The organism is Alteromonas sp. G4i35, assembly GCF_054960375.1.
In genome coordinates, this window is sequence record NZ_JBHNZD010000014.1 from 24,665 (window position 1) to 47,078 (window position 22,414).

Genomic DNA, 22,414 nt, shown 5'->3' on the forward strand with positions numbered 1-22,414 from the left:
TTAAGATAAGCGCCTTAATTAAATAGGCAGTGTTTGCGATGCAGCGGCTTTATCAACAGGGATAGTACGTTTGGGTAGCGTCTTAACGTGGGTGGTGTACAGGGTTAGTCCAGTAAAGGCGAGGCCACCAACAAGATTTCCAAGTGCAGTTGGGATCTCGTTCCAAATGAAGTAGTCCATAACCGAGAAGTCGCCGCCCATAATAAGGCCAAATGGGAAAAGGAACATGTTTACTACTGAGTGCTCAAAACCCATAAAGAAGAACAGCATGATTGGCATCCACATGGCTAGTACTTTTCCGCTAACGTGAGTTGAAATCATTGCACCCACTACGCCTAGCGACACCATCCAGTTACACAACATGCCGCGAATAAAAATGGTGAACCAGCCTGCAACGCCGTGTTCTGCGTAGCCCAATGTACGAGCTTCGCCAATGCTGGCTACCTTAGTCGCGATGGCACCGCCATCCACGTTATACCCCATGGTAAAAATAAACGACATCATAAAGGCCACGGTTAATGCGCCGCCAAAGTTACCTAAAAATACTAATCCCCAATTTCGTAGAATTTGTTTTGGCGTGACGCCAGGTCGCTGTGCAAGCCAAGCGAGTGGGGTAAGTACAAACACGCCGGTTAATAGGTCAAACCCCATAAGGTAGAGCATACAAAAGCCCACTGGGAATAACACTGCGCCAAGAAGAAACACGCCGGTTTGAACGGCAATGGTAACGGCAAAAACAGCGGCTAGGGCCAATATTGCACCTGCCATATAAGCGCGAATTAGAGTATCTCGTGTAGACATATAAATTTTGGCTTCGCCTGCATCTACCATCTTGGTTGCAAACTCAGCGGGGAGAAGATAAGCCATGGTTTCACCTCACGTTGTCGTTATTAATAAGTTGTCATCTGTGTGTTGGCGTTTACTGTTTCAATGCGTTCCAGAAGATCAAAAAAAGGCGTCCGCAGCGCTCTCGTAAGAAAGAACTGGGGACGCCTTTGTCCGAAACTCATGCATTGTGGTAGCTAACAAATAAACCGTCGGTTATGTGTACGCCTTTGTACTCTAAAGCCCGTTGGCAACTAATACTTGTATAAGCGCCTTCGTACTTTTGTTATCCATTTGTACAAAGCTAAAAAAGTGCCAATAACCAAAATGTATGTAAATGCGTTATTTATTGCTTTTAAAAACAATGCTTTGTATAAATTCATGGCTGTGTTGATAGACGCTCGCGCCAAGGCACTATTAATTAGTCTGCACTAAAAAGGGGGGGAGTGTGAGTGTTTAAGGTGCAACCGGTTTAACCATTTCCTACTTTAATGCCTGTTTTAACATTTTTAACTGACGCTTCATGGCTGGATAAACTTTTGTCTCTTGTGTTCGATGTGCGTATTCTTCATGCTCAAATAGTTCACACAGAAGTGTTAGTGCCTTGGTAGCATCTTCGTTTATCAAAGGGTTAACTTCACTCATAAAGGCGGACAAGGTTTTATTCCCTCTTTCTTTTCCTGTTTTAGCTTCAACGCATTTTATTGCGTTTAGTAGAACTCTGTGTGAGGGCGATAGTGTGTTGCGATGCGTTTTGGGTAAAAAATAAAGTGCTAAAATAAGCCCAATTAGGCCAATGGCGGAAAGAAAAACAACTCGCATTTTTTGCGGCGTTAGCGAGCCTAGTAATTCTTCAAGCATGTTGGTTTGCGCAGTATTGTCAAAGCCCAGTACCCATTTACTCCACGAGTAATCGAGCTGTTGAAACCAGCTTTGTAATGTTGCAAAAATAGCAGCGTTGCTAAGGTCGCCCAAAATACTGGCTTTACGAGACTCCCCAAGCTCTTCCAGCGCACGTTCAAGCCCGAAGGTTAAGCGTGACGGTGCCACCATACTCGTTGGGTCGTGTCGAATCCACACACCATCAATAAAAGCTTCCACCCACGCATGTGCATCGTACTGCCTTATTTGAAGCACATTGTCATTAAGTGCGCTTCCGCCCTGGTAGCCTGTCACCATTCTTGCCGGTACCCCTGCGGCGCGAAGCACATACACCATGGCGCCTGCGTAATGGGCACAAAAACCTGAGCGTTCTTCAAATAAAAAACGGTCGATGGGGTCGGTAGGCATGGCGTTCGGCGATAGGGTGTAGCGGAAGCCCCCTTGATTAAATTCACGCATTAGTGCGCTAACTATTTGCTGTGCGCTTGAGTATTGTTTGGCAAGTCTCTGTCCCCATGCTCTGGCTTGAGGGTTGCCATTCATGGAAACCTGAAGGTTTAGTTGCGATTCAAAATTTCCTATTCCGCTAGTGATTTGAGCAGTTGGATAGTAGCGCAGATAAAACGCTTTTTTACTGGATATTGGGCTATTCGCCCTTAACGTAAAATCAAAAAGACTTCTTACGAAAATACTGTTCTCGCGGTTGTTGGGGGTCGAAGGCGCTAACGCAAACAGCCACGTTTGCTGTGTGGGTTCCACGATCAATTCATAACTTATCACTTGAGGCGTATTTTCCTCGGCCAGAGCTGACAAGGGTGTTGGCTTGCCCATGTAAGCTAGCTGCTGCTCTGCCTGTTTGCGCTTGTCGCTAATAGACCAGGTTTTCCCGTCAAAATGTTCTAAGGTCATAGCGCGCCAATACCTGGACGGTGCAACAGGGACTGCTTCTGCGTTTTCAAATGTGGCGCTGAAAGCCAATTCAGATGAACTTGCAAGTGACGCAATATCACCAGGCGTCACCGTGTCAGAAAGCCCGGTTTCAGTCGACTTTGACGTGGGCATCTGCCAAAGCGGAGGGAGTTGGGGAAGCAGTAAAAACAGTAGCAGCGCGATAGGGAAAGCTTGGACAATAAGCACGGTCACGAATTTAATGCTTTTTGATTTGGGTATTCCTGCACCGTGATAAATGGCAGTCGCGAATAGCAGCAGGGCCAGTATTCCTGTATAGCCAATCCACGCAAATACGCTTAGAGACGAGATAAATCCGCAGCCGATCAAGAACAAACAGGTACATACAATTAAGTGAAAATCTCGTTTTTTCTCAACCAGCATGATTTTGAGCGCGCAAGCGACGGTCAATAGGTTGATCATGCTATCAAGCAATCCTACTGAAAAGCCGAACCACGATAATGCGAACACTGCCAATATCGCCAGCAAGTTAACCGTGCGTGATGTTGGCAAACTATTCAACGCACTAAGGCCTGCGGCCCTCACTATCACAGCACATCCACCTAGCATAATTACCCATGTCATAAGTGGCGCGGTAAGAGAAAAAAGAATAAGAGAGAAAGCTATGCAGAGCATAAGCACAGCCACGGACGTTGGTTGGCTAAACACGCTTTTAACAACGGTTAATTGTGATAAACGGCTTAAGATAGCGGAGTTCATTTCGTTGACCTCGCTCTTTCACTCTTTATGGAAGATATTGAGACCGTTTTATTTGAGGTTGAAGAAGCTTGTGATGAATGCGAATTCAAACAAGCAAGTGCACTAAGACATTCGTGCCTATGTTTTACCCCGCGAGCAGGGGCAATGTTAAGCCCTTTGTACTGTATTCCAAATACCCGGTCTGCGCCTGTCCAAGACAATGTTGCATAGGTAAGTGCCGACACGGCAGTTTCCACATCGATGTTTGAGGGAACTGAAAGTACAAAACTGTCGCTTTGCAAGGAGGTAAAGGATTTCGAAACCCAATTTCCGTTTTTCGCCACATGCTTCCACGATACGCGATTAAGCGGCTGTCCAACTTCGTAATCGTTTAATGCGTAGAAGTCCTCGTTACTTGTAAGGTCGTTAACCTGACTGACGCTATCCGACTCATTAGAACTCGCTACCTTATTAACAGTGACCGGACCTTCTTGAGGTTTTGCATAGACAGTAACCTGTTGGTCAAAATCGAGGTGGGTCCAGCATTTGTATAATCCCAACGGAAAATCGCATGCAATGGTTAGTCTGCCCAGTGCAAATCGCCCCCGTACTGGTATTGGAAGAGGCACGCTGAGGGTTTGCGTTTGTCTTGTATCCGTAACTTCATTGTCGTTTAAAGAAAAGCTGTACGTCTGCTGATCCACTGAGGTGTCTTGATTGCTTGCATGAACAGCGGTTTCCATGGGGCGCGCTGTATTTAGCCACTTTATTGCTAATACACCATTGCACGTTTTCGTTGGCGCTGCCGCGTGAGGGATAACCTGAAGCTGCAATTCACCCTGTAAGTTACAGTGAAATGGACTGGGGGGCGTCGCTTTAAGCGCTAAACGCGCAAAGTTTTGATGAGTGTAAAACAGCGTTAATAGCATAATGCTTAAGCACAAATAGCTAAGCAGCAACATCAAGTTGTTTTGGTAGTTAGTGCCAAGTAAAAACAAACACAGCGATAGAATAATAAAAGACCAACCGAATCCGCTCGGCAATATAAAAATACTGTTTAAGTTGAGGTGATGTTCGTGAGAAGCCGGAACTCGCCTGTCTAACCACTTTAATAGCCTACGTTGTAGGTAATTCGAAAGTGAAGCTGGCATTCTACGCACCTTTAGCGCTCCGAAAATTCATGAATGCTAGGCTGCCAGTGGGTCAATACTATCGAGTAATTTCTGGCTCAGTTTTTCACCGTCAAAAGCATGGGTTTGCTGCCCTTGTGCCAACTGATGTGAAGACAATGTTAGCCTATGAGCGGTAATGGCCACGAAGACGGCCTGTACATCTTCGGGAGTAACATATGATTTTCCGGAAACAAACGCCCAGCCTTTGGCACCTTGTAGTATCGCTCTACTCGCTCGTGGCGATAGGGGGTTAGGGTAATCATTACTTTCTCGACTTTCACTCACCAATCTTAGAATGTAATGAATAATGGCATCGCTGGTATGAATAGCGGCTACCTCTCGTTGCATTTCGCGCAAATTCTCCTCATTTAATATTTGTGCAAGCGGTGCTGATACATCCTGTTGCAATAGCATGGCTTTTTCTGCCTCCCACGCTGGATAGCCCAAAGAGATACGCATAAAGAAACGGTCGAGTTGGGACTCTGGCAAGGGATAAGTGCCCGATTGATAGCTTGGGTTTTGTGTAGCAATAACAAAAAATGGAGAGGGTAGCGCGTGGGTTACACCATCTATACTTACTTGTCGCTCTTCCATCGCTTCTAACAGGGCGCTTTGTGTTTTGGGACTGGCTCTGTTTAGCTCGTCCGCTAACACCACTTGGCTAAAAATAGGGCCGTGTCTAAACGAAAAGCGCTTTGCCTCGTCTTGTTCATTACTATGGAAAATGTTTACGCCCAACATATCTGATGGGAGTAAGTCAGAAGTAAATTGAATGCGAGAATATTGTAGGCCAAAAACTTGGGAAAGCGCATGAGAAAGGGTGGTTTTACCCATTCCCGGTAAGTCTTCAATTAATAAGTGGCCATTGGCAAGTAAACAAGTTATTGCGAGTTTTAATTGGTGATCTTTACCAATAATTTTCTGACTAAGAGCCCGCTGTACGTTAATGATATCTTGGCGCATATGATTGTCACTTAAGTTTAAAGTTACTCTGTCACACTACGTATTAAACAGTGAGAAAGCGATTCAGGCTTTTCTAAGGATGTTGCGCAATGATGTTTAAGTTCATGTCTGAGTTCATGTTCTAGTTTACGTGTTTAGCGAACGGTAACGAGTGCCGACAATGCGGTGTTTCGAAGGTCACTACTTCTTAATAATAGCAACGATAGTGAAAGGCTTTCTATTGAATTACCTGTTAAATTTTATACGCAGGTATATCAGCGACTTGATGGTTCGTTGAGTTGTTTCTCCTATATTCTTAATGTTGTTAAGGCGACGTCTATTTTTGAAAAAGTAAAAACGGCTTACATGGACTTTATCGACAGCAAATACGACGGAACGGGAAGCTGTAAAACGTCACTTTCTTACCTTATTAGCATAGATTCCCGCAAAACATCTGTTATTAAGTGCTGCGTAGTTTATCTGTGTTGTCTATAATGGTGCCTCTTAAAAAGGAAGTAGTTATGAAAAGCATTGAAATAGATGACGATTTATATGCCTTCATCGCCAGCCAAACGAAGCATATTGGTGAGAGTGCATCACAAATTTTAAGACGTTTACTTTTGCCTGAAGACGGTGCCGTGTCCCATGGTGTCCAGCATGGTGGGGCTTCATCTACATCTGTAAAAACAAGCGAACTAAAAAGTACAGACGTTGTAGAAACCGCAGATAACGCAAGTGAGGCAACACCCGAAGTTGAAACTCAAGTGGCGACTAAAGTACAAACCAAAGCGCCTACTAAAGCGACAGCCAGTTCAGCAGTTAAAGCAGCGCCAAAGGCTGCAGCGAAGAAAGCTCCAGCTAAAGCAACGGCAGCAAAAGCGCCTGCGAGCTCAAGGGCAGCTAAAAAGGTTTCGGAAGTTTCTTCAGTAACGCCAGCAACAGAATCTCATTCGAAAAGAGACATTCTTGAAGCGGTGTCAAAAGATGCATTAGGCACATTTACCAAGCGCGTTGATCAATTCCTGTTTGTTTTAAGTGCAGCGCACAAGCTTAATGCAGAAAACTTTACTCGTGTTGAAAGTATAAAAGGTAAAAACCGTACGTACTTTGCGACAAGTAAGGCGGCATTGTTGGAAAACGGCAGCAGTACTAATCCTAAAGCTATCCCTGATAGCCCGTTCTGGGTGGTAACAAATAACAATACTGCCAAGAAAACGAATATGCTGGAACAAGTTTTGCGTAACTTAGGCTATCAACCCGATGTTATTGAAACCGTGATTGCGCGTTTCTCTTCAGAAGGTAAATAGCAAGCCAAGGTATAGAACAACGAAACTTCTAAATAAGGATTTTTTTCATGGCATTACATCCGCAGGCTGGACAGCATGCAGCAAAAGAGCAACTCATTAACGTACCCCAGTTAGTGAGTCAGTATTACAGCTATAAACCGGATATGAATGACCCGGGTCAAGCGGTCTCTTTTGGCACGTCAGGTCACAGAGGTACAGCTTCCAACGCTACGTTTACCGACACCCACATCAGTGCAATTTGCCAAGCATTGGTAGAGTATCGTAAACAAGAAGGTATCGACGGTCCGCTGTTCGTTGGTAAAGATACCCACGCGTTATCTGAGCCTGCCATGATTACCGCTATCGAAGTTTTGTGTGCAAACGGTGTCAATGTTGTCGTGCAGCGCGCAGACAATGAAAGCATGGGCTATACGCCGACACCTGTTATTTCACGTACTATTATTCGCTACAATCGCGCAGGTAACACCGACAAGGCAGATGGTATTGTCATTACGCCTTCTCATAACCCTCCTTCAGACGGTGGATTTAAGTACAACCCGCCTCATGGTGGACCTGCCGATAGTGATGTAACCAAACAAATTCAAGAACGCGCTAATGAATTAATTGCCGATGGCAATAAAAACGTTAAGCGTATCGATATTCGTCAAGCTACCGCGCGCAAATTGGTTCGTGAAGAAGACTTCATGGAACCTTACATTGAAGACCTTGCAAGCGTTATCGACATGGAAGCGATTGCAAAAGCTAACTTGAAGTTAGGTACTGACCCATTAGGTGGTGCAGGCATAGGTTATTGGTCGCGAATTGCAGATAAATATGGCTTGGACATTACCGTTGTTAACGACGCGGTTGACCCACAGTTTGGTTTTATGCGCCGCGACAAAGACGGTAAGCTTCGCATGGATTGTTCGTCTGCCTATGCGATGGCAGGGCTTATCGAGCTGAAAGATAACTTTGACTTAGCTTGGGGCAATGATCCTGACTTCGATCGTCACGGTATTGTGTGCAAAAGTGCGGGCCTTATGAACCCAAACCATTATTTGGCCGTGGCTATTAACTACCTTTATACCCACCGTCCAGAATGGCCTAGCGATTTAAATATCGGTAAAACACTGGTGTCTAGCAGTATGATTGACCGCGTAGCCAACAGTTTAGGTAAACCTTTGGCTGAAATGCCGGTAGGCTTTAAATGGTTTGTTGATGGTTTATCAAACAGCACTATTGGTTTTGCGGGTGAAGAAAGTGCTGGTGGAATTTTCCTTGAACGCAATGGAAGCACGTGGGCGACAGACAAAGACGGCTTTATTCTTTGTTTGCTGGCAGCTGAAATCCTAGCCATCACGGGCAAAGATCCTGGCGAGCACTACAAAGCGCTAACGGAAAAATTTGCAGCGCCGGTTTACAGCCGTGTTGACGTGGCAGCAACACTTGAACAGAAGCAAAAGCTTTCGGCGATGGATGCATCTGTCGTCACTAGCGATACGTTGGCGGGCGAGCCTATCACTGCCGTTCAAACCCATGCGCCAGGTAATAACGCGGCAATTGGTGGCGTTAAAGTATCGACAGAAAATGGCTGGTTTGCAGCGCGTCCTTCTGGCACCGAACAAATTTATAAAATTTATGCGGAAAGCTTTAACGGTGAAAGCCACTTACAGGATCTAATTGCTGAAGCCGAAGCCTTAGTCGGAAAAATAATTAAATAAGTACAAAAATAAATCACTTTAAATTCCTTTTGTAAATTAATTGTTAAAAATCGCATGAATGCATACGAATTCATGCGATTTTTTGTTATTTTAACAAAATTATTACAACATAATCGTTTAAGCGCTGCTATATTGCTGTCATATTCTGAAGTTATTCTGTAATTAAATTACGTTTTCGGTGTGTAAACACCGCTTCTACTTAAGAGTGAGACGCAAAATGAACGCAAAAGCGACCAAGACGCAACCCTCTCCAGTGATCGATAAGGCTGCATTCAAAGCAGCGGTTATTAAACACTTACACTGCACGCTAGGCACCGACGAAAACAAAGCAAACAATCACGCTTGGTGGAAAGCAACGTGTGCTGCAATTCAAGAACAAGTACTTGAAGGGTTGCGCAAAACCCAGAAAAGTCATTACCTGAACGACACCCGCGCCGTTCATTACTTCTCTGCTGAATTCCTAATGGGCCGTTTGCTTTCAAACAACCTGCAAAACTTTGGCTTGTTCGATGTAGCGAGTGGTGCGCTGAAAGAGCTAGGTGTTGAGATTTCAGACATTCTTGAAGAAGAGCCTGATATGGCGCTTGGGAATGGCGGTCTTGGCCGACTAGCGGCTTGCTTCATCGACTCACTAGCAACCATGGAATTACCTGCCATAGGTTATGGTATTCACTACGAGCACGGTTTGTTCCGCCAAGAAATTAAAAGCGGTGCGCAAATCGAGCGTCCAGACAGCTGGCGTGACTACGGCAATCCATGGGAAATTTGCCGTCCAGAATCTATTCAAGAAGTATCGCTTTACGGCTATGTAGAGACTAAATACGGCGACAACGGACGTGTGCTTAAAGAGTGGCACCCTGGCTCAATTGTAAAAGGTGTGCCATGGGATATTCCTGTTGTAGGTTATGAAGGTAAAACCGTAAACGTATTACGCTTGTGGCAGTCAGAAGCGTCTGACTACTTCAATTGGGACGTATTCAATGCGGGTGGTTATGTTGATGCACAGCGTGAAAATGTATCAGCTGAAACGATTTCAAAAGTACTTTATCCAAACGATGAGACCGAAGCGGGTAAAGAGCTTCGCCTTATTCAGCAGTACTTCTTCTGCTCGTGCTCGCTTAAAGACATTATCCGTCGTTACAAGCGTGCTCATGGTGACGATTGGAGCCGTTTCGCCGATCAGGTTGTTATTCAGCTAAACGACACGCACCCAGCTATTTCGATACCAGAGCTAATGCGCATTCTTGTTGACCGCGCAGAGCTTGGCTGGGATGAAGCGTGGGGGATTTGTACAAAAGTATTTGCATATACCAACCACACCTTGCTACCAGAGGCACTTGAAAAGTGGCCTGCGCGCATGATTGAGAAGATCCTTCCTCGTCATCTAGAAATCATTTATGAAATTAACCACCGCTTTATGGCAGAGGTTGATAAGAAGTGGCCTGGCGACAATGCCATGAAAGCTAAGCTTTCAATCATTGAAGAAGGTAACGAGAAGATGGTTCGTATGGGCCACCTGTCGGTAATCGGTTCATTTGCCGTTAACGGTGTGGCAGAAATGCACTCTCGTCTTGTTAAGTCGTCTCTGTTCCCAGAGTTCGATGAACTATATCCAGGTAAGCTAACTAACGTAACCAACGGTATTACACCACGCCGCTGGTTGAAAGCGTGTAACCCAGCGCTGTCTAAGCTAATCGATAAAAAGATTGGTGAAGACTGGCCACGCGACTTAGACAAACTGCAAGGGTTAGCTAAATTTGCGAGCAATAAAACGTTCCAGAAGCAGTTCATGAAAGTGAAGCTTGAGAACAAAGAGTTGCTAGCAGAGGAAATTCGCAAGTCACTTGATATAGAAGTAGACGTTAACGCCATTTTCGATGTGCAGATTAAGCGTTTGCACGAGTATAAGCGTCAACACTTAGCGCTTCTGAATATTATGGCGTTATACCGTCGTATTCTAGAAAACCCTGATTACGATATGCACCCGCGTGTATTTGTGTTTGGTGCTAAAGCGGCACCGGGCTACAAGCTTGCGAAAGATATTATCTTCGCTATTAACAAGGTAGCGGATAAGATCAACAACGATCCGCGCGTAAATAACAAGATTAAAGTAGCATTCTTACCAAACTACCGTGTATCACTCGCTGAAAAAATGATTCCAGCGGCAGACGTATCTGAGCAAATCAGTACGGCAGGTAAAGAGGCATCAGGAACCGGTAATATGAAGCTTGCACTGAACGGTGCGGTAACTATTGGTACACTTGATGGTGCAAACGTTGAAATTGCTGAAGAAGTGGGCGATGACAACATCTTTATCTTCGGACTTACAGTAGAAGAAGTGAACGAGCTTAAAGCGAATGGCTATAACCCACATGACTACTACTATAAAGATCCAGAAATTAAAGCTGTGCTGGATTGGTTAGAAACGGATTACTTTACGCCAGGTAAACCAGGTGCATTGGTGTCAATTAAGCAAAGCTTACTTGATAACGGTGACCCGTACATGGTGCTTGCAGATTTCCGTGCTTATTCTGATGCACAAATTGCAGTTGATGCTGCATACCGCGACAAAGAGCGTTGGGCAGAAATGGCAATCATCAATACAGCGAAGATGGGTAAATTTACCTCAGATCGTTCAATTCGTGACTACGTAGAACGCGTTTGGAAACTTTCACCGTGTAAGATTGAAAGCTAATCGCAGAACCGTAAAGAAATAGCCCGGCAGTGGTACACTCGCCGGGTTTTTTATTACCCTCTAAATACTTCTTCATTGTTTCGTATTGGGTTCAAAATACGGCACAGTTTGTTCTTAACGTCACCAGAAATAAGTACTACAGCCATGTTTTTTGTCCAATATTAGGCTAATGTTTTACAAAAGTATAAGACGGTATACAAAATAATACGTTACTGTCGTTGCGCCTTTCGTAGCGCCATGGTTTTATATAACTAGTTGTTTTTAGTACCTCGAAGCGTAAAGCTCAAGGAAAACATCATGAGCCAACACACATCACTGGCAACCATTCCCAATCGCTATGCGTTTATCGATAGCATTTCGAAGCAAGCGTCTCGCAGTGCTTCTATTTCATTGATGCTGGTCGATGTAGTGCGTTTTTCTGATGTGACAACCAGTCTGGGCATTCATGTAGGCGATCGCTTTTTACTTGAAATAGCCAACCGCATCCAACTCCTATTTGGAACTGCGGTATCGATTGGCCGTATCAGTGGTGATGTTTTTGGCATCGTTTTTCCTAATGAAAGTAATGAAACCGTAATGCGACAAATGTTCGAACGCTTAGTCGAGCATTTTAAAACGCCTATGCATTACGATGGTACGGCTTTTATTGCAGACTTTAACGTAGGTGTGGTGTGCAGTATTAAGAATGACTTTGATATCACTTCCTTTGTTTCCCGAGCGGAAACGGCTTTAAAACAAGCAAAAGAAAACAAATACGAAAATTACTTCGCGTTGACTAAGTCAGACAAAACCGACACGGGCAGAAGTTTGGCGCTAAAAGCAGATTTAAAACGTGCATTAGCACAAAATGAACTCGAGCTTTACTATCAACCAAAAGTCGATCTGACAACGCTAGAAGTAGTGGGGGCTGAGTGCTTACTTCGTTGGAACCACCCTCTTGATGGCGTCTTATTTCCAGGGCCGCTGATCGAAGCGGCCGAGTCGTATAATATGATGAGCGAACTGGGCTACTGGACGCTTGAGCAAGCCTTTAGGGCGCTCTCGGAATTGGACCTAATGAAGCGGTCTTTAATGCTGTCTGTGAATATTTCTCCTACACAGTTATACGACAACCAGTTAGTTCCAACCCTGACGATGCTGAGTCGTACGTATTCAATGCCGCTTTCGTTAATCGAGTTGGAGCTTACCGAGGACGTGGCACTGTCTAATTCATTAATGGTGAAAAAGCAGTTAGATGAGCTGCGAAGCTTAGGCGTATCTATTTCTGTAGATGATTTTGGTAAAGGGTATTCAAATCTTGCTTATATTCGAGATCTGGATTTGGATGCGCTGAAAATCGATAAGTCCTTTGTGATGGAACTTGAAGCTCACCCTGTTAATCGCGCGATTATCGAAGCGGCGAAAGTGATAGGGCATGCAAAAGAGTGCTGTGTAGTAGCCGAGGGCATAGAAACCGTAGAGCAGCTTCACATACTCAGAGAAATAGGGGTGACACAAGGGCAGGGATACCTGTTCTCTCGCGCCATTCCATTCGATGATTTCGTACAGCTTACCCAACAAGAGATAATTATCGGCAACTCGCCTAGACGCGCTCAAGCGTAGTATCTGAAAGTGCGGCAATCTGTAGTTCCGTTGTTCAATGCTTACAGCTACTGGGAATTAAACAGTGAGATAACGTGATTTTGAAGGCCTGTCTGGGTACACTGGAAGCATTCGAGATTAGACAACGTAGACAAAGCTCACACTTATGCAAGAACTTATCGAAAGCGGCCAATTTTTAACACTTTCTCGCCGTAATTCCGCATTATTTGAACGCTCTCATCAATTTACATTAGCTAATGGTACGCTCGTCGATATTACCGCACCTGGCATTATTAGTTTTTCAGTTCAGCCAACCTCCAAGCCTAATAAACGCATTGTTTTATCGTGTGGTGTTCACGGTAATGAAACCGCACCTATCGAAATCTGTGATGATTTGGTTAAGGGGATCCTTACAGGGAACATAACGCTGGCACATGATGTTTTGTTCTTATTTGGCAACCTGCCAGCGATGGATATTGCAGAGCGTTTCGTTGAAGAGAACATGAACCGCTTGTTTAGCGGTGCTCACTCGAAGGGCGAAGGTTTAGTGAACGCAGAGCGCGTTCGTGCTAAACAGCTTGAAGACGCTGTGGCGTCTTTCTTCGAAGCGGGTGAGGGCATCCGATATCACTACGACCTACACACTGCAATTCGCGCCTCAAAAAATGAAAAGTTTGCGGTATATCCTTATCTTCATGACAGAATACACAGCAAAGGGCAGCTGGCATTTCTCGCCGCGTGTGGTGTGAAAACCATATTGCTGTCGGAAAGCTCGACAACCACCTTTAGCTATTTCTCGTCATTTCAATATAACGCGCACGCGTTTACGGTTGAACTTGGCAAAGTGCGTCCATTTGGGCAAAACGATATGCGTCGATTTGAAGATGCGAAACAAGCGATAACGCAGCTAATTACTCAAACCGAGTACGCGCCAACGGTTGAGATGGGTGACCTTGATATTTATCGCGTGAACCAAGTTATAAACCGAAACGAAGAACAGTTTACGCTTCATTTCGATGACGATACGCCAAACTTCACTGACTACCCTAAAGGCACGGTATTGGCTTCTGAACCGGGTAAAGAGTACATAGCAGAGCAGGACGGCGAAGCCATTGTTTTCCCGAATGCAAAAGTGGCCATTGGGCAACGCGCCTTGTTAACCGTTGTGCCTACTACGTTGGATAAGCTAGATGTTTAAACTTGATAGCCGTTTACACAATGATACATTTTTTGTCTGTGATCTTTCGCTGTGTCGTGTACTGTTGATGAATGATAGTCAGTTTCCGTGGCTCATTTTAGTGCCAATGAAAAATGATATTGCGGAAATTATCGATTTGTCTGAAGAAGAGCAGATTACTTTACTCAAAGAGTCTGCATTGGCATCAAAAGCCATGCAGTCCTTGTTTTCACCACTTAAACTTAATGTGGCAGCACTAGGCAATGTGGTAAGGCAGCTTCATGTTCATCACGTCGCACGTTTTGAAAATGATTGTGCGTGGCCAAAACCTGTGTGGGGCAACCAGCCAGCAGTGGCATATAACACTAACGATGCTCAGGCACTTGTTAAGTCTGTTAAGCAGTGGTTTGAAAACAACAGCTAGAGGGTACACGCCCTTAATAGCGACAAATAAACAGTTCACATTAAAAGGAGTTACGCATGATTGTTTCAACTACCCCAACGCTTGAAGGGCATAAAATTGAAGCTTATTACGGTATTGTTGTGGGCGAGGCCGTGATGGGCGCAAACGTATTTAAAGATCTTTTCGCTTCTATTCGCGACATCGTGGGTGGTCGCTCTGGGTCGTATGAAGAAGAGTTAACCACCGCACGTAAGTTAGCGTTTACTGAGCTTGAGCACGAGGCGAGAAGCATGGGCGCAAATGCTGTGGTTGGCATCGACTTAGACTATCAAGTGATTGGCGATAAAGGCAGTATGCTTATGGTGAGCATTAGCGGTACCGCGGTGAAAACAACCCCTTTATAAGATTATGAAGGGCGTATGCTTTGGTGAATTAACGTTTATCAATTAAGTGCCGATTAAAATAGCGATAAGCAAAAAGCGACACAATCCAATCAAAAAAGGGCAGCCTAAGCGTTTCAAAAAGCTTTGCTGCCCTTTTCTATCTGTAAGACTAGTCTTTATTTGGCCGTATTTTCTATTGCTTGCTCTTCAACAGCATCAGCATCAATGGCAATCGTATCTACGATCACTGCGCATGCTGCATCACCCGTAATATTTAGCGCAGTGCGGATCATGTCGAAAATTCTGTCCAAGGCAAATAGCAGGGGTAAACCTTCAATGGGAATGCCGGCAGCAAGCAACACCGCAACGACCAAGAATGATGGCCCAGGAACGCCCGCTTGACCAACCGCGCCAAGGGTAGACGTTAGGATGATGGCAACATATGCACCCATTGATAAATCTATATTGAAAAGCTGCGCAAAAAACACCGCTACCAAGCCATAATAAATGGCATTTCCGCTCATGTTGATGGTGGCGCCTAACGGCAGTACAAAAGATGCCGTTGCGTTTCTTACACCTAGCTCATTCTCTACTGTATTCATAGTAACCGGCAGTGTCGCCATGGATGACGCGGTTGAAAGAGCTACCGCCTGAGGCTTTTTCATGGCGACGAGAAATGATTTAGCCGACGTTTTTGTAAATAGCTGTACCAAAAGCGGGTAAACCACAAAACCAAACACTAAAATCGCCGCAGTAAACACCAAGAAGAGTTTGAATACCACCATGAGCGCGGCAAAACCAAATGTTCCTACCGCCTCTGCCATTAAACCAAATACGCCGATAGGCGCGATTTTCATCACACAGTTGATCATCCACACCATGGCATCAACGATAGTGTTCACGCCATTTAAAATAGGCTCACGGTTCTTTTTAGGCTGTTTAGACAGGGCGAGGCCGAAGAACAAGCAAAACACCAGAATTTGAAGAATGTTTGCGTTGGTTAACGATGCAAATACGTTGGTGGGGATCATACCTGTAACGGTAGCCCAAAATGAAGGTAACTCACCTTTAGAGGCGTATTCACCAGAGAACATACCTTCTACCGCAGAAACGTCGATACCTATTCCTGGCTTAAACACTTCACCCATAATTAGGGCCAGTGTTACGGCAAGTGCTGACGTTAACGCAAAATAAGCAAGGGTAGATAGCCCCACTTTTCCTGCATTAGTGCTGTTGCCAAGCCCCGCAGCGCCAGAGATAAGCGCTACTGCTACCAGTGGAATGACCAGCATTTTAATTAAATTGATAAAAATGGCACCCAGTGGTGCGAACATTTCAGCGCTTTCACCCATAAAGGCACCAACCGCGGTACCAATAATCATGGCAATGACAACTTGTACGCCGATATTGCCCAGTAAGGATTGTTTTTTAGACACGTCTAGAACCTCTTAGAGTGTGTTTAAATGTGAAAAGTGATTTGTGAATGAATAATTGAGAGCCCTAATACTCAAGTGTCGGCATCGGCACAAACAATGGGTAAAAGCTTCTAATTATAAAAGCCTCGAATTATAAAAGCTTTACTTAGGCTTCGATTAAAATGCCGCGATTGACGCTGTCAGAATAGGGTTATTTCATAGGGGTGTCGCTGTCTTTATCTTGGTCTTTAACGGATGTATTCGCGCTTTCACTGTCCTTGTTTGAATCGTCGTCACTATCATCATAAGGTTTAGAAGGTGTCGGAAATTTAAATCTAGCACTGTATTTAAGCAGCGTGATATTCCCAATCACAACGCCCAATACTAAAACAATAATGATGATGACCCAGGTAGTACTCATAAAAATTCCGTAGGCTACAGCCCTTTGTTCAATACGTAGCGATTATACAAGCTAGGTAGCTGTGGCAAAATACATGTTTTGCCTTCTATATCGCTTTGTTCGATGGCTTTCGTAAAGCCATCTAAGTGCCTGGCATTTTCGAAAGCACACGCTGTGTTTCGAAAGCTTAAATGCCATGGCTCTACTGCGACGCCACCCGTATTAACAGAAAAAGGACGATAAAAGCCAAACTGTTCCATATTGTCAGCTAGCCAACATGAAAGGGCATGGCACGGTCCGCCAGAAAGGTATTCGCTTTCGACAAGATTAAACTTGCCCCCCCAGTTATGCACGGCAGCTCTGTCGTACACATCGATGTCAGTACCCCAATGGTGGCGACTGCCGCCGGGAAGTGCTGACCATGTCAAAATAGCATGAAGCTTTTCATTATCGCTTAGTGCCTCGAATGGCAGTTCATCACCGTTGGTATCAAGAAGCTGTGCTTGACCTGCCCATTTGCGGTTAAAAATGGCAGTTTGCCTGTCGAAATCTCGAAAGCTACTGACCAACTGTAAGTCTATACCGTCTTTTTGCGCAGCATCTTGCATGGCAAGAAACGGCGATATCACGTCGCGATGCAGTCTATGGCCGTTGCCAGCATCAACGAGATAGTCGTTGTGCTGGCCTAACCACGCTTTTTCTGGCACTTGATTCATAACCATCAATAGCGGCTATTTAGCCAGCAAGCGTTCTAGGATACCGAAGTACATATCAGCAAGCTGTTCAAGATCAGACATTTTCACGCACTCGTCAATTTTGTGAATAGTGGCATTCACCGGGCCTAGCTCTATGACTTGTGCGCCTGTTGGCGCGATAAAGCGACCATCAGATGTACCGCCAGCAGTAGACAGCACGGTAGGTGTTCCTTTAACCGCCGCTATTGCACCTTGAGTGGCCTCTAACAAGGCACCCGTATCGGTCAAAAAGGGTTGACCGTTAAACGTCCATTTAATCTCGTACTCCAGTTCGTGGGCTTCCAAAATTGCCGTGACTCTCTCAATGAGAATTTGGTCGGTTACTTCCGTTGAAAAACGGAAGTTGAAGCAAACGTGCATCTCGCCCGGGATCACATTGCCCGCACCTGTACCCGCGTGAATGTTTGATATCTGGAAGCTGGTGGGAGGGAAAAAGTCGTTACCGTTATCCCAATGAGATTTAGCTAGCTCGTCAAGGGCCGCCATTGCACTGTGAACAGGGTTTTTAGCTAAATGAGGGTAGGCGACATGGCCTTGGACACCTTTTACTACTAAATCACCCGTTAATGAACCTCTACGGCCATTCTTAACAATATCGCCTACTTCGTCGGTTGAAGAGGGTTCGCCAACAATACACCAATCAATTTTTTCATTGCGGGCTTCAAGGGTATCAATAACGCGGGTGGTACCGTTTATAAAAGGGCCTTCTTCGTCGCTAGTAATAAGGTACGCAATACTTCCCTTGTGATCAGGGTATTTGTTCACAAACTCGCGGGTGGCTACTAGCATAGCGGCAAGACTGCCTTTCATGTCAGCTGCGCCCCGCCCATGCAGATAGCCGTCAACTTCTGTCGCGGTAAATGGCGGTGTTTTCCATGCTGACTCAGGGCCACTAGGCACTACATCAGTGTGGCCTGCGAAACAAAATACCGGGCCTTCTTTACCTCTGCGAGACCAAAGGTTCGTCGTGTCTTCAAATACCATGGTTTCATTATTAAACCCTAAAGCACCTAAAAACTCGCCCATGGCTTCTTGGCAACCTGCGTCTTCTGGCGTTATAGAACGGCGGTTTATTAATTCTTTCGCAATTTCAATAACAGAGTCGTTTAGCAAAATATTTCCTCATACTGCGCGGGTTTGAAGCCAATATAAAACGCGTTGTCATGAACAAGGATAGGGCGTTTAACCATGGCAGGATGAAGCTCTAGCAGGGCCAGTGCTTTATCTTTATCTAGATTCGCTTTCTCTTGCTCTTCTAGCTGGCGAAAGGTCGTGCCGCGTTTGTTGAGCATTGCTTCCCAGCCAAGCTCAGACTCGGCGCGTACAAGAAAGTCGTTATCTATCCCGTCCTTGCGGTAATCGTGAAATGTGAAAGCGATATCGTTGTCTGCTAACCATTTTTTTGCTTTTTTAATGGTGTCACAGTTTGGGATCCCATAAAGGATTGTGCTCATGGTGATTTATTCCGTACTACTTTGTTGTTTGTAAATGAAAGACGCTGGTTAGAACAGTGCCATTATGTGGCGCTGTTTCGAAGAGCTAGAGAAAATAGAAAACCGCAATAGCCCGAAAACAGTGCGCCTGTACATTTTTGTTTTTCAATGTGCTCCATCATACAAGCTGTTGATACGTTGATAAACTCACTTGCGATGATTTTTAATAGTAAATCATTCAGGGCTGAAAGCCTGTTTTACAATTAGGTCAACAGGCCCTAGAGGTAAAGTGTCAACAACGTATCTTCGCCCGCTTCGACAAACTTTTGATGCGTAGGCACCACACCGATAAGCGCATTTGCATTAAGCAACGTCATTGAACAGGTATTGCTAACACCGCGCTGCTTTAGCCATGCAGCATTCACGGTAAAAAGTACTTGTTTAAGTCTTATTTCATCGCCCCGCTTCAGAGAACAGGCGAATTGTGCGCCATGCAAATGACTAGTATCGCCACCATATTTAATCTTGCATTTGAGGCCCGCGCTAGACTGTATGTCGATAGCGTAATCTAGCGGAGAAACGCTCAATACTTTACCAGCGAAAGGCGATAAGACAGTATTTGATGTTGAGCTTATTGCTGCACCAGGCCCCATAAGGCCACTTTTATAATAGGGATCGTCAATGTGTGAGAGTGAAACCACTTGCCCTGAAAACGGGCTTAAAGTTACAAACTGCTTGGTAAAACTGTCTGGTGCGTATTGTAGTTGCTTAGCATTCACGGTATTAAACGTCCTCACTTACCGAATAGCCAGCTTTCTTAAGCGCACTAATGGCATCTTTTAGTTTATTGTCTTTTACTAAAAAGAAGTCAGTGTCGAAGGTTGATACCACAAATATAGCCACTTTTGCTGATGCTAACACTTGGCCGATTTGGGCCATGATCCCTACCATGGACAAGTGCAAAGGCCCTAACAGTTCAAGTGCACGCCAACCTTCATCACTATCTAGTGACGGTACGTCTACCGAGTCAGGCACAACAATAGATAGTTCATCTTCTGTTTTACCTAAGAAAAAAAGAGGGCTATTAAGTACAGATGCGGGGATATTGGTTTCAGGATCCAAGCTGTGAATGGTAAACAAAGATTCTCTGACTAAAAGTGTTTGTTTGGGCATGAGAAACCGAAAAAAAGATAACTTCGAAGATATTCACATTAAACCACTAACTGTGATTAAGTGCTACGTGTTATCCACTTAATCTGTGGATAAGTTTGTTGAGTAGTTTGGGGCTTTGTTGTAAGTGTTTGTATTTAAAGAAATAAATAAACTGTACAAACAATGTTCAGTGGATAACATTCTCAATTTCACAAGCATTTTCCACAGGCCATGTCTACAACTAAAATAAAAAATGTTTTGTAATTTTGCAATTTCTTAGCTTGACAACCATGGCTTTTTTCAGAAATTTGCGTATTACTAAAACGCGAGATTCAAATGATCGAACGCTTTTGGCCATGTTGATCTTTGATGTACAGCAAAGGTCAATAGACTCTAGCCTTTTTACCTTTAAAACATCAGTACATTAAAATGATCTATTAGTTAACAAATATTCAGTAAGGTACTACTGTTAGTAGTTAATTTAGTCTTGGGTTTTGCTTATTGAAGCAATGGGGCATTGCGCTTATCAGTTATGTAGCTTACTGGGTATTTGATCTCTAACCAGAACAAGAGCGCTGACTAGAAAAAATGCCTCAACCATAAATAGAGCCCTAACAAAACAACAGCCCTAAACAAAAAACAGAGGGAGAGACAATGTCAGATTCTTCATGGTGCGATATTACGGTAGAAAACGCAGACGAACTTGTCAGCTTTTATGAAGCTGAAATACCAGTCCGCATAGATAATTACCCACTCAGCGAGAGTTAAAATGTTCGTAATCGCGGCGTGTTACCGCAGGTATAGTGGCTCTACATCAAGGTGACACAACAAAGAGTACGGACATTTTAAACTCGCCCTTCGGGAAGGTCTGGCAAGCTTCCTAGCTTCATTCTGGGAATTTGAAAGGGAACAGCCATCCCTGCATTCCCACGCTTTGCTAGGAAACTTGCCAGCGCCTTCTGAGTGGGTAATTATCTATGCGGACTGGTATAACTGGATGGAAGAAAGAGCCCATAGATATGGGTGGGTACAATGATTATGTCATGATGAAGGCCGACGGCACACCTGTGGGCGGCATTTGTCATAAGCAGGGTGTAAACGCGCAGTACCCAAGCGGATGGATTAATTACTTTACCGTAGAAAATCTAGATGCTGCGTTGAAAGAAGTTACTTCCAAAGGTGGAAAACAGGCGGGTGATATACGTCATCACGGAAAAGACAGCTTTTGTGTCATCATTGACCCAAGCGGCGCTGCGTGCGCGCTTTATGAAAAAGGCAGCAAGTGACGAAACTTGCTGCCCTAATATTGTGTTAGCTATCTACTTACTTGTTTAGCACGCCGCGATTTACCTGATCGCGTTCAATCGACTCAAATAGTGCCTTGAAGTTACCCTCGCCGAAACCTTCATCTTGTTTGCGTTGGATAAATTCAAAGAATACTGGGCCGAAAACGGTTTCAGAAAATATCTGAAGCAGTAGGCGAGGCTCACCATTTTCGGTTGTGCCGTCCAATAGAATACCGCGCTTTTGTAGCTCATCTACGTTTTCGCCGTGCCCAGGAAGACGCTCTTCAAGCATATCGTAGTAGGTATTTGGTGGAGGCGTCATAAACTTCATGCCTTTCGCTTTAAGCTTGTCTAAACACGCCACTAGGTCGTCACAAGCGAAAGCGATATGCTGAATACCTTCACCATTGTACTTCATTAAGAACTCTTCAATTTGGCCACCACCGCCAACCGCCTCTTCATTTAGCGGTATGCGAATTTTACCGTCTGGTGCAGTCATTGCTTTCGATAATAGACCCGTGTATTCACCTTTAATATCGAAATAGCGAATTTCTTTAAAGTTGAATAGCTTTTCGTAGAACCCTGCCCAGAAATTCATGCGGCCGCGGTACACATTATGGGTGAGGTGATCGAGCGTATGGAAGCCACATCCTTCAGGATGGCGATCAACGCCTTCAATCCAATTGAAGTCGATGTCGTAAATGGTATTTTCGCCTTCATAACGGTCTATAAGGTAAAGCATCGCACCGCCAATACCTTTAATAGCAGGGAGTTTCAGTTCCATTGGACCGGTATGGGTATCCATAGGCTGAGCACCGCGGGCAAGCACTTCTTTATATGCGTGCTGTGAATCTTTAACGCGGAATGCCATACCGCACGCTGATGGACCGTGTTCTTCGGCATAATAGGCTGCATGACATTTCTTTTCGTAGTTACTTAATAAATTGATGTCGCCTTGACGCCATAATTCCACGTCTTTTGATTTGTGGCGAGCAACAAGGGTAAAGCCCATAGCTTCAAAAATGGGTTCCAACATGCCCTTTTTAGGCGCAGTGAACTCTAAAAATTCAAACCCGTCTAAACCAATAGGGTTTTCAAACAAATCAGCCATAGCGATACATCCTCAACGTAAATCACATTTTATAATTGTTACCTGATTGTAAGGGCGCAGTGAAAAAGCAAGCAATAGGTGTCGAGTTCAAGGATTTTGGGCATGGAAAGCAAAGCTGTAACGTTTTGTTTTCACCCGTGAATGAGAT

General features: G+C 44.6%; 20 protein-coding genes. 8 read left to right on the plus strand and 12 right to left on the minus strand.

Annotated features, from left to right (window positions below; translation table 11 throughout):
• Positions 1 to 18: 18 nt before the first annotated feature.
• The 4 genes from ACFI6L_RS10565 to ACFI6L_RS10580 form a co-directional block, all read right to left on the minus strand.
• Positions 19 to 867 (minus strand): formate/nitrite transporter family protein, encoded by an 849-nt coding sequence (locus ACFI6L_RS10565; RefSeq protein ID WP_014949030.1) that lies wholly within the window; start codon positions 865 to 867, stop codon positions 19 to 21.
• A 441-nt stretch (positions 868 to 1,308) separates the two neighbouring features.
• A complete protein-coding gene (locus ACFI6L_RS10570) occupies positions 1,309 to 3,375 on the minus strand; it encodes a transglutaminase TgpA family protein (protein ID WP_462573943.1) in 2,067 nt (688 codons plus the stop codon).
• The gene (locus ACFI6L_RS10575) at positions 3,372 to 4,505 is read right to left on the minus strand and encodes a DUF58 domain-containing protein (RefSeq protein WP_101564051.1); all 1,134 of its coding nucleotides are present in this window, start codon (positions 4,503 to 4,505) and stop codon (positions 3,372 to 3,374) included. The genes ACFI6L_RS10570 and ACFI6L_RS10575 overlap by 4 nt, the downstream gene beginning before the upstream one ends.
• Positions 4,506 to 4,541: 36 nt before the next feature.
• Positions 4,542 to 5,489, minus strand: coding sequence for an AAA family ATPase (locus ACFI6L_RS10580; RefSeq protein WP_462573944.1), 948 nt, complete (start codon positions 5,487 to 5,489; stop codon positions 4,542 to 4,544).
• Between the two features lie 500 nt (positions 5,490 to 5,989).
• On the opposite strand from ACFI6L_RS10580, the gene ACFI6L_RS10585 reads away from it, so the two are divergent.
• The 7 genes from ACFI6L_RS10585 (at position 5,990) to ACFI6L_RS10615 (ending at position 14,735) form a co-directional block, all read left to right on the plus strand.
• Complete coding sequence (locus ACFI6L_RS10585; protein ID WP_462573945.1) at positions 5,990 to 6,775, plus strand: SeqA protein; 786 nt, start codon at positions 5,990 to 5,992, stop codon at positions 6,773 to 6,775.
• Between the two features lie 47 nt (positions 6,776 to 6,822).
• Positions 6,823 to 8,475, plus strand: coding sequence for a phosphoglucomutase (alpha-D-glucose-1,6-bisphosphate-dependent) (pgm, locus tag ACFI6L_RS10590; protein WP_462573946.1), 1,653 nt, complete (start codon positions 6,823 to 6,825; stop codon positions 8,473 to 8,475).
• A 217-nt stretch (positions 8,476 to 8,692) separates the two neighbouring features.
• A complete protein-coding gene (locus ACFI6L_RS10595) occupies positions 8,693 to 11,170 on the plus strand; it encodes a glycogen/starch/alpha-glucan phosphorylase (protein ID WP_014949036.1) in 2,478 nt (825 codons plus the stop codon).
• A 297-nt stretch (positions 11,171 to 11,467) separates the two neighbouring features.
• Positions 11,468 to 12,772 carry a putative bifunctional diguanylate cyclase/phosphodiesterase gene (locus ACFI6L_RS10600; RefSeq protein ID WP_039230212.1) on the plus strand — a complete coding sequence of 435 codons (1,305 nt, stop codon included), beginning with the start codon at positions 11,468 to 11,470 and terminating at the stop codon, positions 12,770 to 12,772.
• Between the two features lie 145 nt (positions 12,773 to 12,917).
• Entirely contained in the window at positions 12,918 to 13,949 is a 1,032-nt protein-coding gene (astE, locus tag ACFI6L_RS10605; RefSeq protein WP_462573947.1) for a succinylglutamate desuccinylase, read from the plus strand.
• Positions 13,942 to 14,352 (plus strand): HIT domain-containing protein, encoded by a 411-nt coding sequence (locus tag ACFI6L_RS10610; RefSeq protein WP_014949039.1) that lies wholly within the window; start codon positions 13,942 to 13,944, stop codon positions 14,350 to 14,352. Before astE ends, ACFI6L_RS10610 begins: the two co-directional genes overlap by 8 nt.
• A 56-nt stretch (positions 14,353 to 14,408) precedes the next feature.
• Positions 14,409 to 14,735, plus strand: a complete 327-nt coding sequence (locus ACFI6L_RS10615; RefSeq protein ID WP_014949040.1) for a heavy metal-binding domain-containing protein — start codon at positions 14,409 to 14,411, stop codon at positions 14,733 to 14,735.
• A 155-nt stretch (positions 14,736 to 14,890) separates the two neighbouring features.
• On the opposite strand, the gene ACFI6L_RS10620 is transcribed toward ACFI6L_RS10615, so the two are convergent.
• From ACFI6L_RS10620 to ACFI6L_RS10650, 7 genes are all read right to left on the minus strand, one after another.
• Entirely contained in the window at positions 14,891 to 16,150 is a 1,260-nt protein-coding gene (locus ACFI6L_RS10620) for a dicarboxylate/amino acid:cation symporter (protein WP_081333974.1), read from the minus strand.
• A 190-nt stretch (positions 16,151 to 16,340) separates the two neighbouring features.
• Positions 16,341 to 16,550, minus strand: a complete 210-nt coding sequence (locus ACFI6L_RS10625; protein ID WP_069944063.1) for a DUF2897 family protein — start codon at positions 16,548 to 16,550, stop codon at positions 16,341 to 16,343.
• A gap of 14 nt (positions 16,551 to 16,564) precedes the next feature.
• A complete protein-coding gene (locus ACFI6L_RS10630; protein WP_075176317.1) occupies positions 16,565 to 17,251 on the minus strand; it encodes a M15 family metallopeptidase in 687 nt (228 codons plus the stop codon).
• Between the two features lie 9 nt (positions 17,252 to 17,260).
• Entirely contained in the window at positions 17,261 to 18,397 is a 1,137-nt protein-coding gene (gene dapE / locus ACFI6L_RS10635) for a succinyl-diaminopimelate desuccinylase (RefSeq protein ID WP_462573948.1), read from the minus strand.
• Positions 18,391 to 18,738 (minus strand): ArsC family reductase, encoded by a 348-nt coding sequence (locus ACFI6L_RS10640; RefSeq protein WP_014949045.1) that lies wholly within the window; start codon positions 18,736 to 18,738, stop codon positions 18,391 to 18,393. The genes dapE and ACFI6L_RS10640 overlap by 7 nt, the downstream gene beginning before the upstream one ends.
• Before the next feature lie 257 nt (positions 18,739 to 18,995).
• Positions 18,996 to 19,496 carry a PTS sugar transporter subunit IIA gene (locus tag ACFI6L_RS10645; protein WP_014949046.1) on the minus strand — a complete coding sequence of 167 codons (501 nt, stop codon included), beginning with the start codon at positions 19,494 to 19,496 and terminating at the stop codon, positions 18,996 to 18,998.
• Positions 19,497 to 19,500: 4 nt separating this feature from the next.
• Complete coding sequence (locus ACFI6L_RS10650) at positions 19,501 to 19,890, minus strand: ACT domain-containing protein (protein WP_014949047.1); 390 nt, start codon at positions 19,888 to 19,890, stop codon at positions 19,501 to 19,503.
• A 956-nt stretch (positions 19,891 to 20,846) separates the two neighbouring features.
• Between ACFI6L_RS10650 and ACFI6L_RS10655 the strand changes: the two genes are divergently transcribed.
• Positions 20,847 to 21,155 (plus strand): VOC family protein, encoded by a 309-nt coding sequence (locus tag ACFI6L_RS10655; protein ID WP_231506449.1) that lies wholly within the window; start codon positions 20,847 to 20,849, stop codon positions 21,153 to 21,155.
• A 37-nt stretch (positions 21,156 to 21,192) separates the two neighbouring features.
• Here the strand turns inward: ACFI6L_RS10655 and hppD are convergent, their stop codons facing one another.
• Positions 21,193 to 22,266, minus strand: coding sequence for a 4-hydroxyphenylpyruvate dioxygenase (gene hppD / locus ACFI6L_RS10660; RefSeq protein ID WP_014949049.1), 1,074 nt, complete (start codon positions 22,264 to 22,266; stop codon positions 21,193 to 21,195).
• Positions 22,267 to 22,414 lie beyond the last annotated feature (148 nt).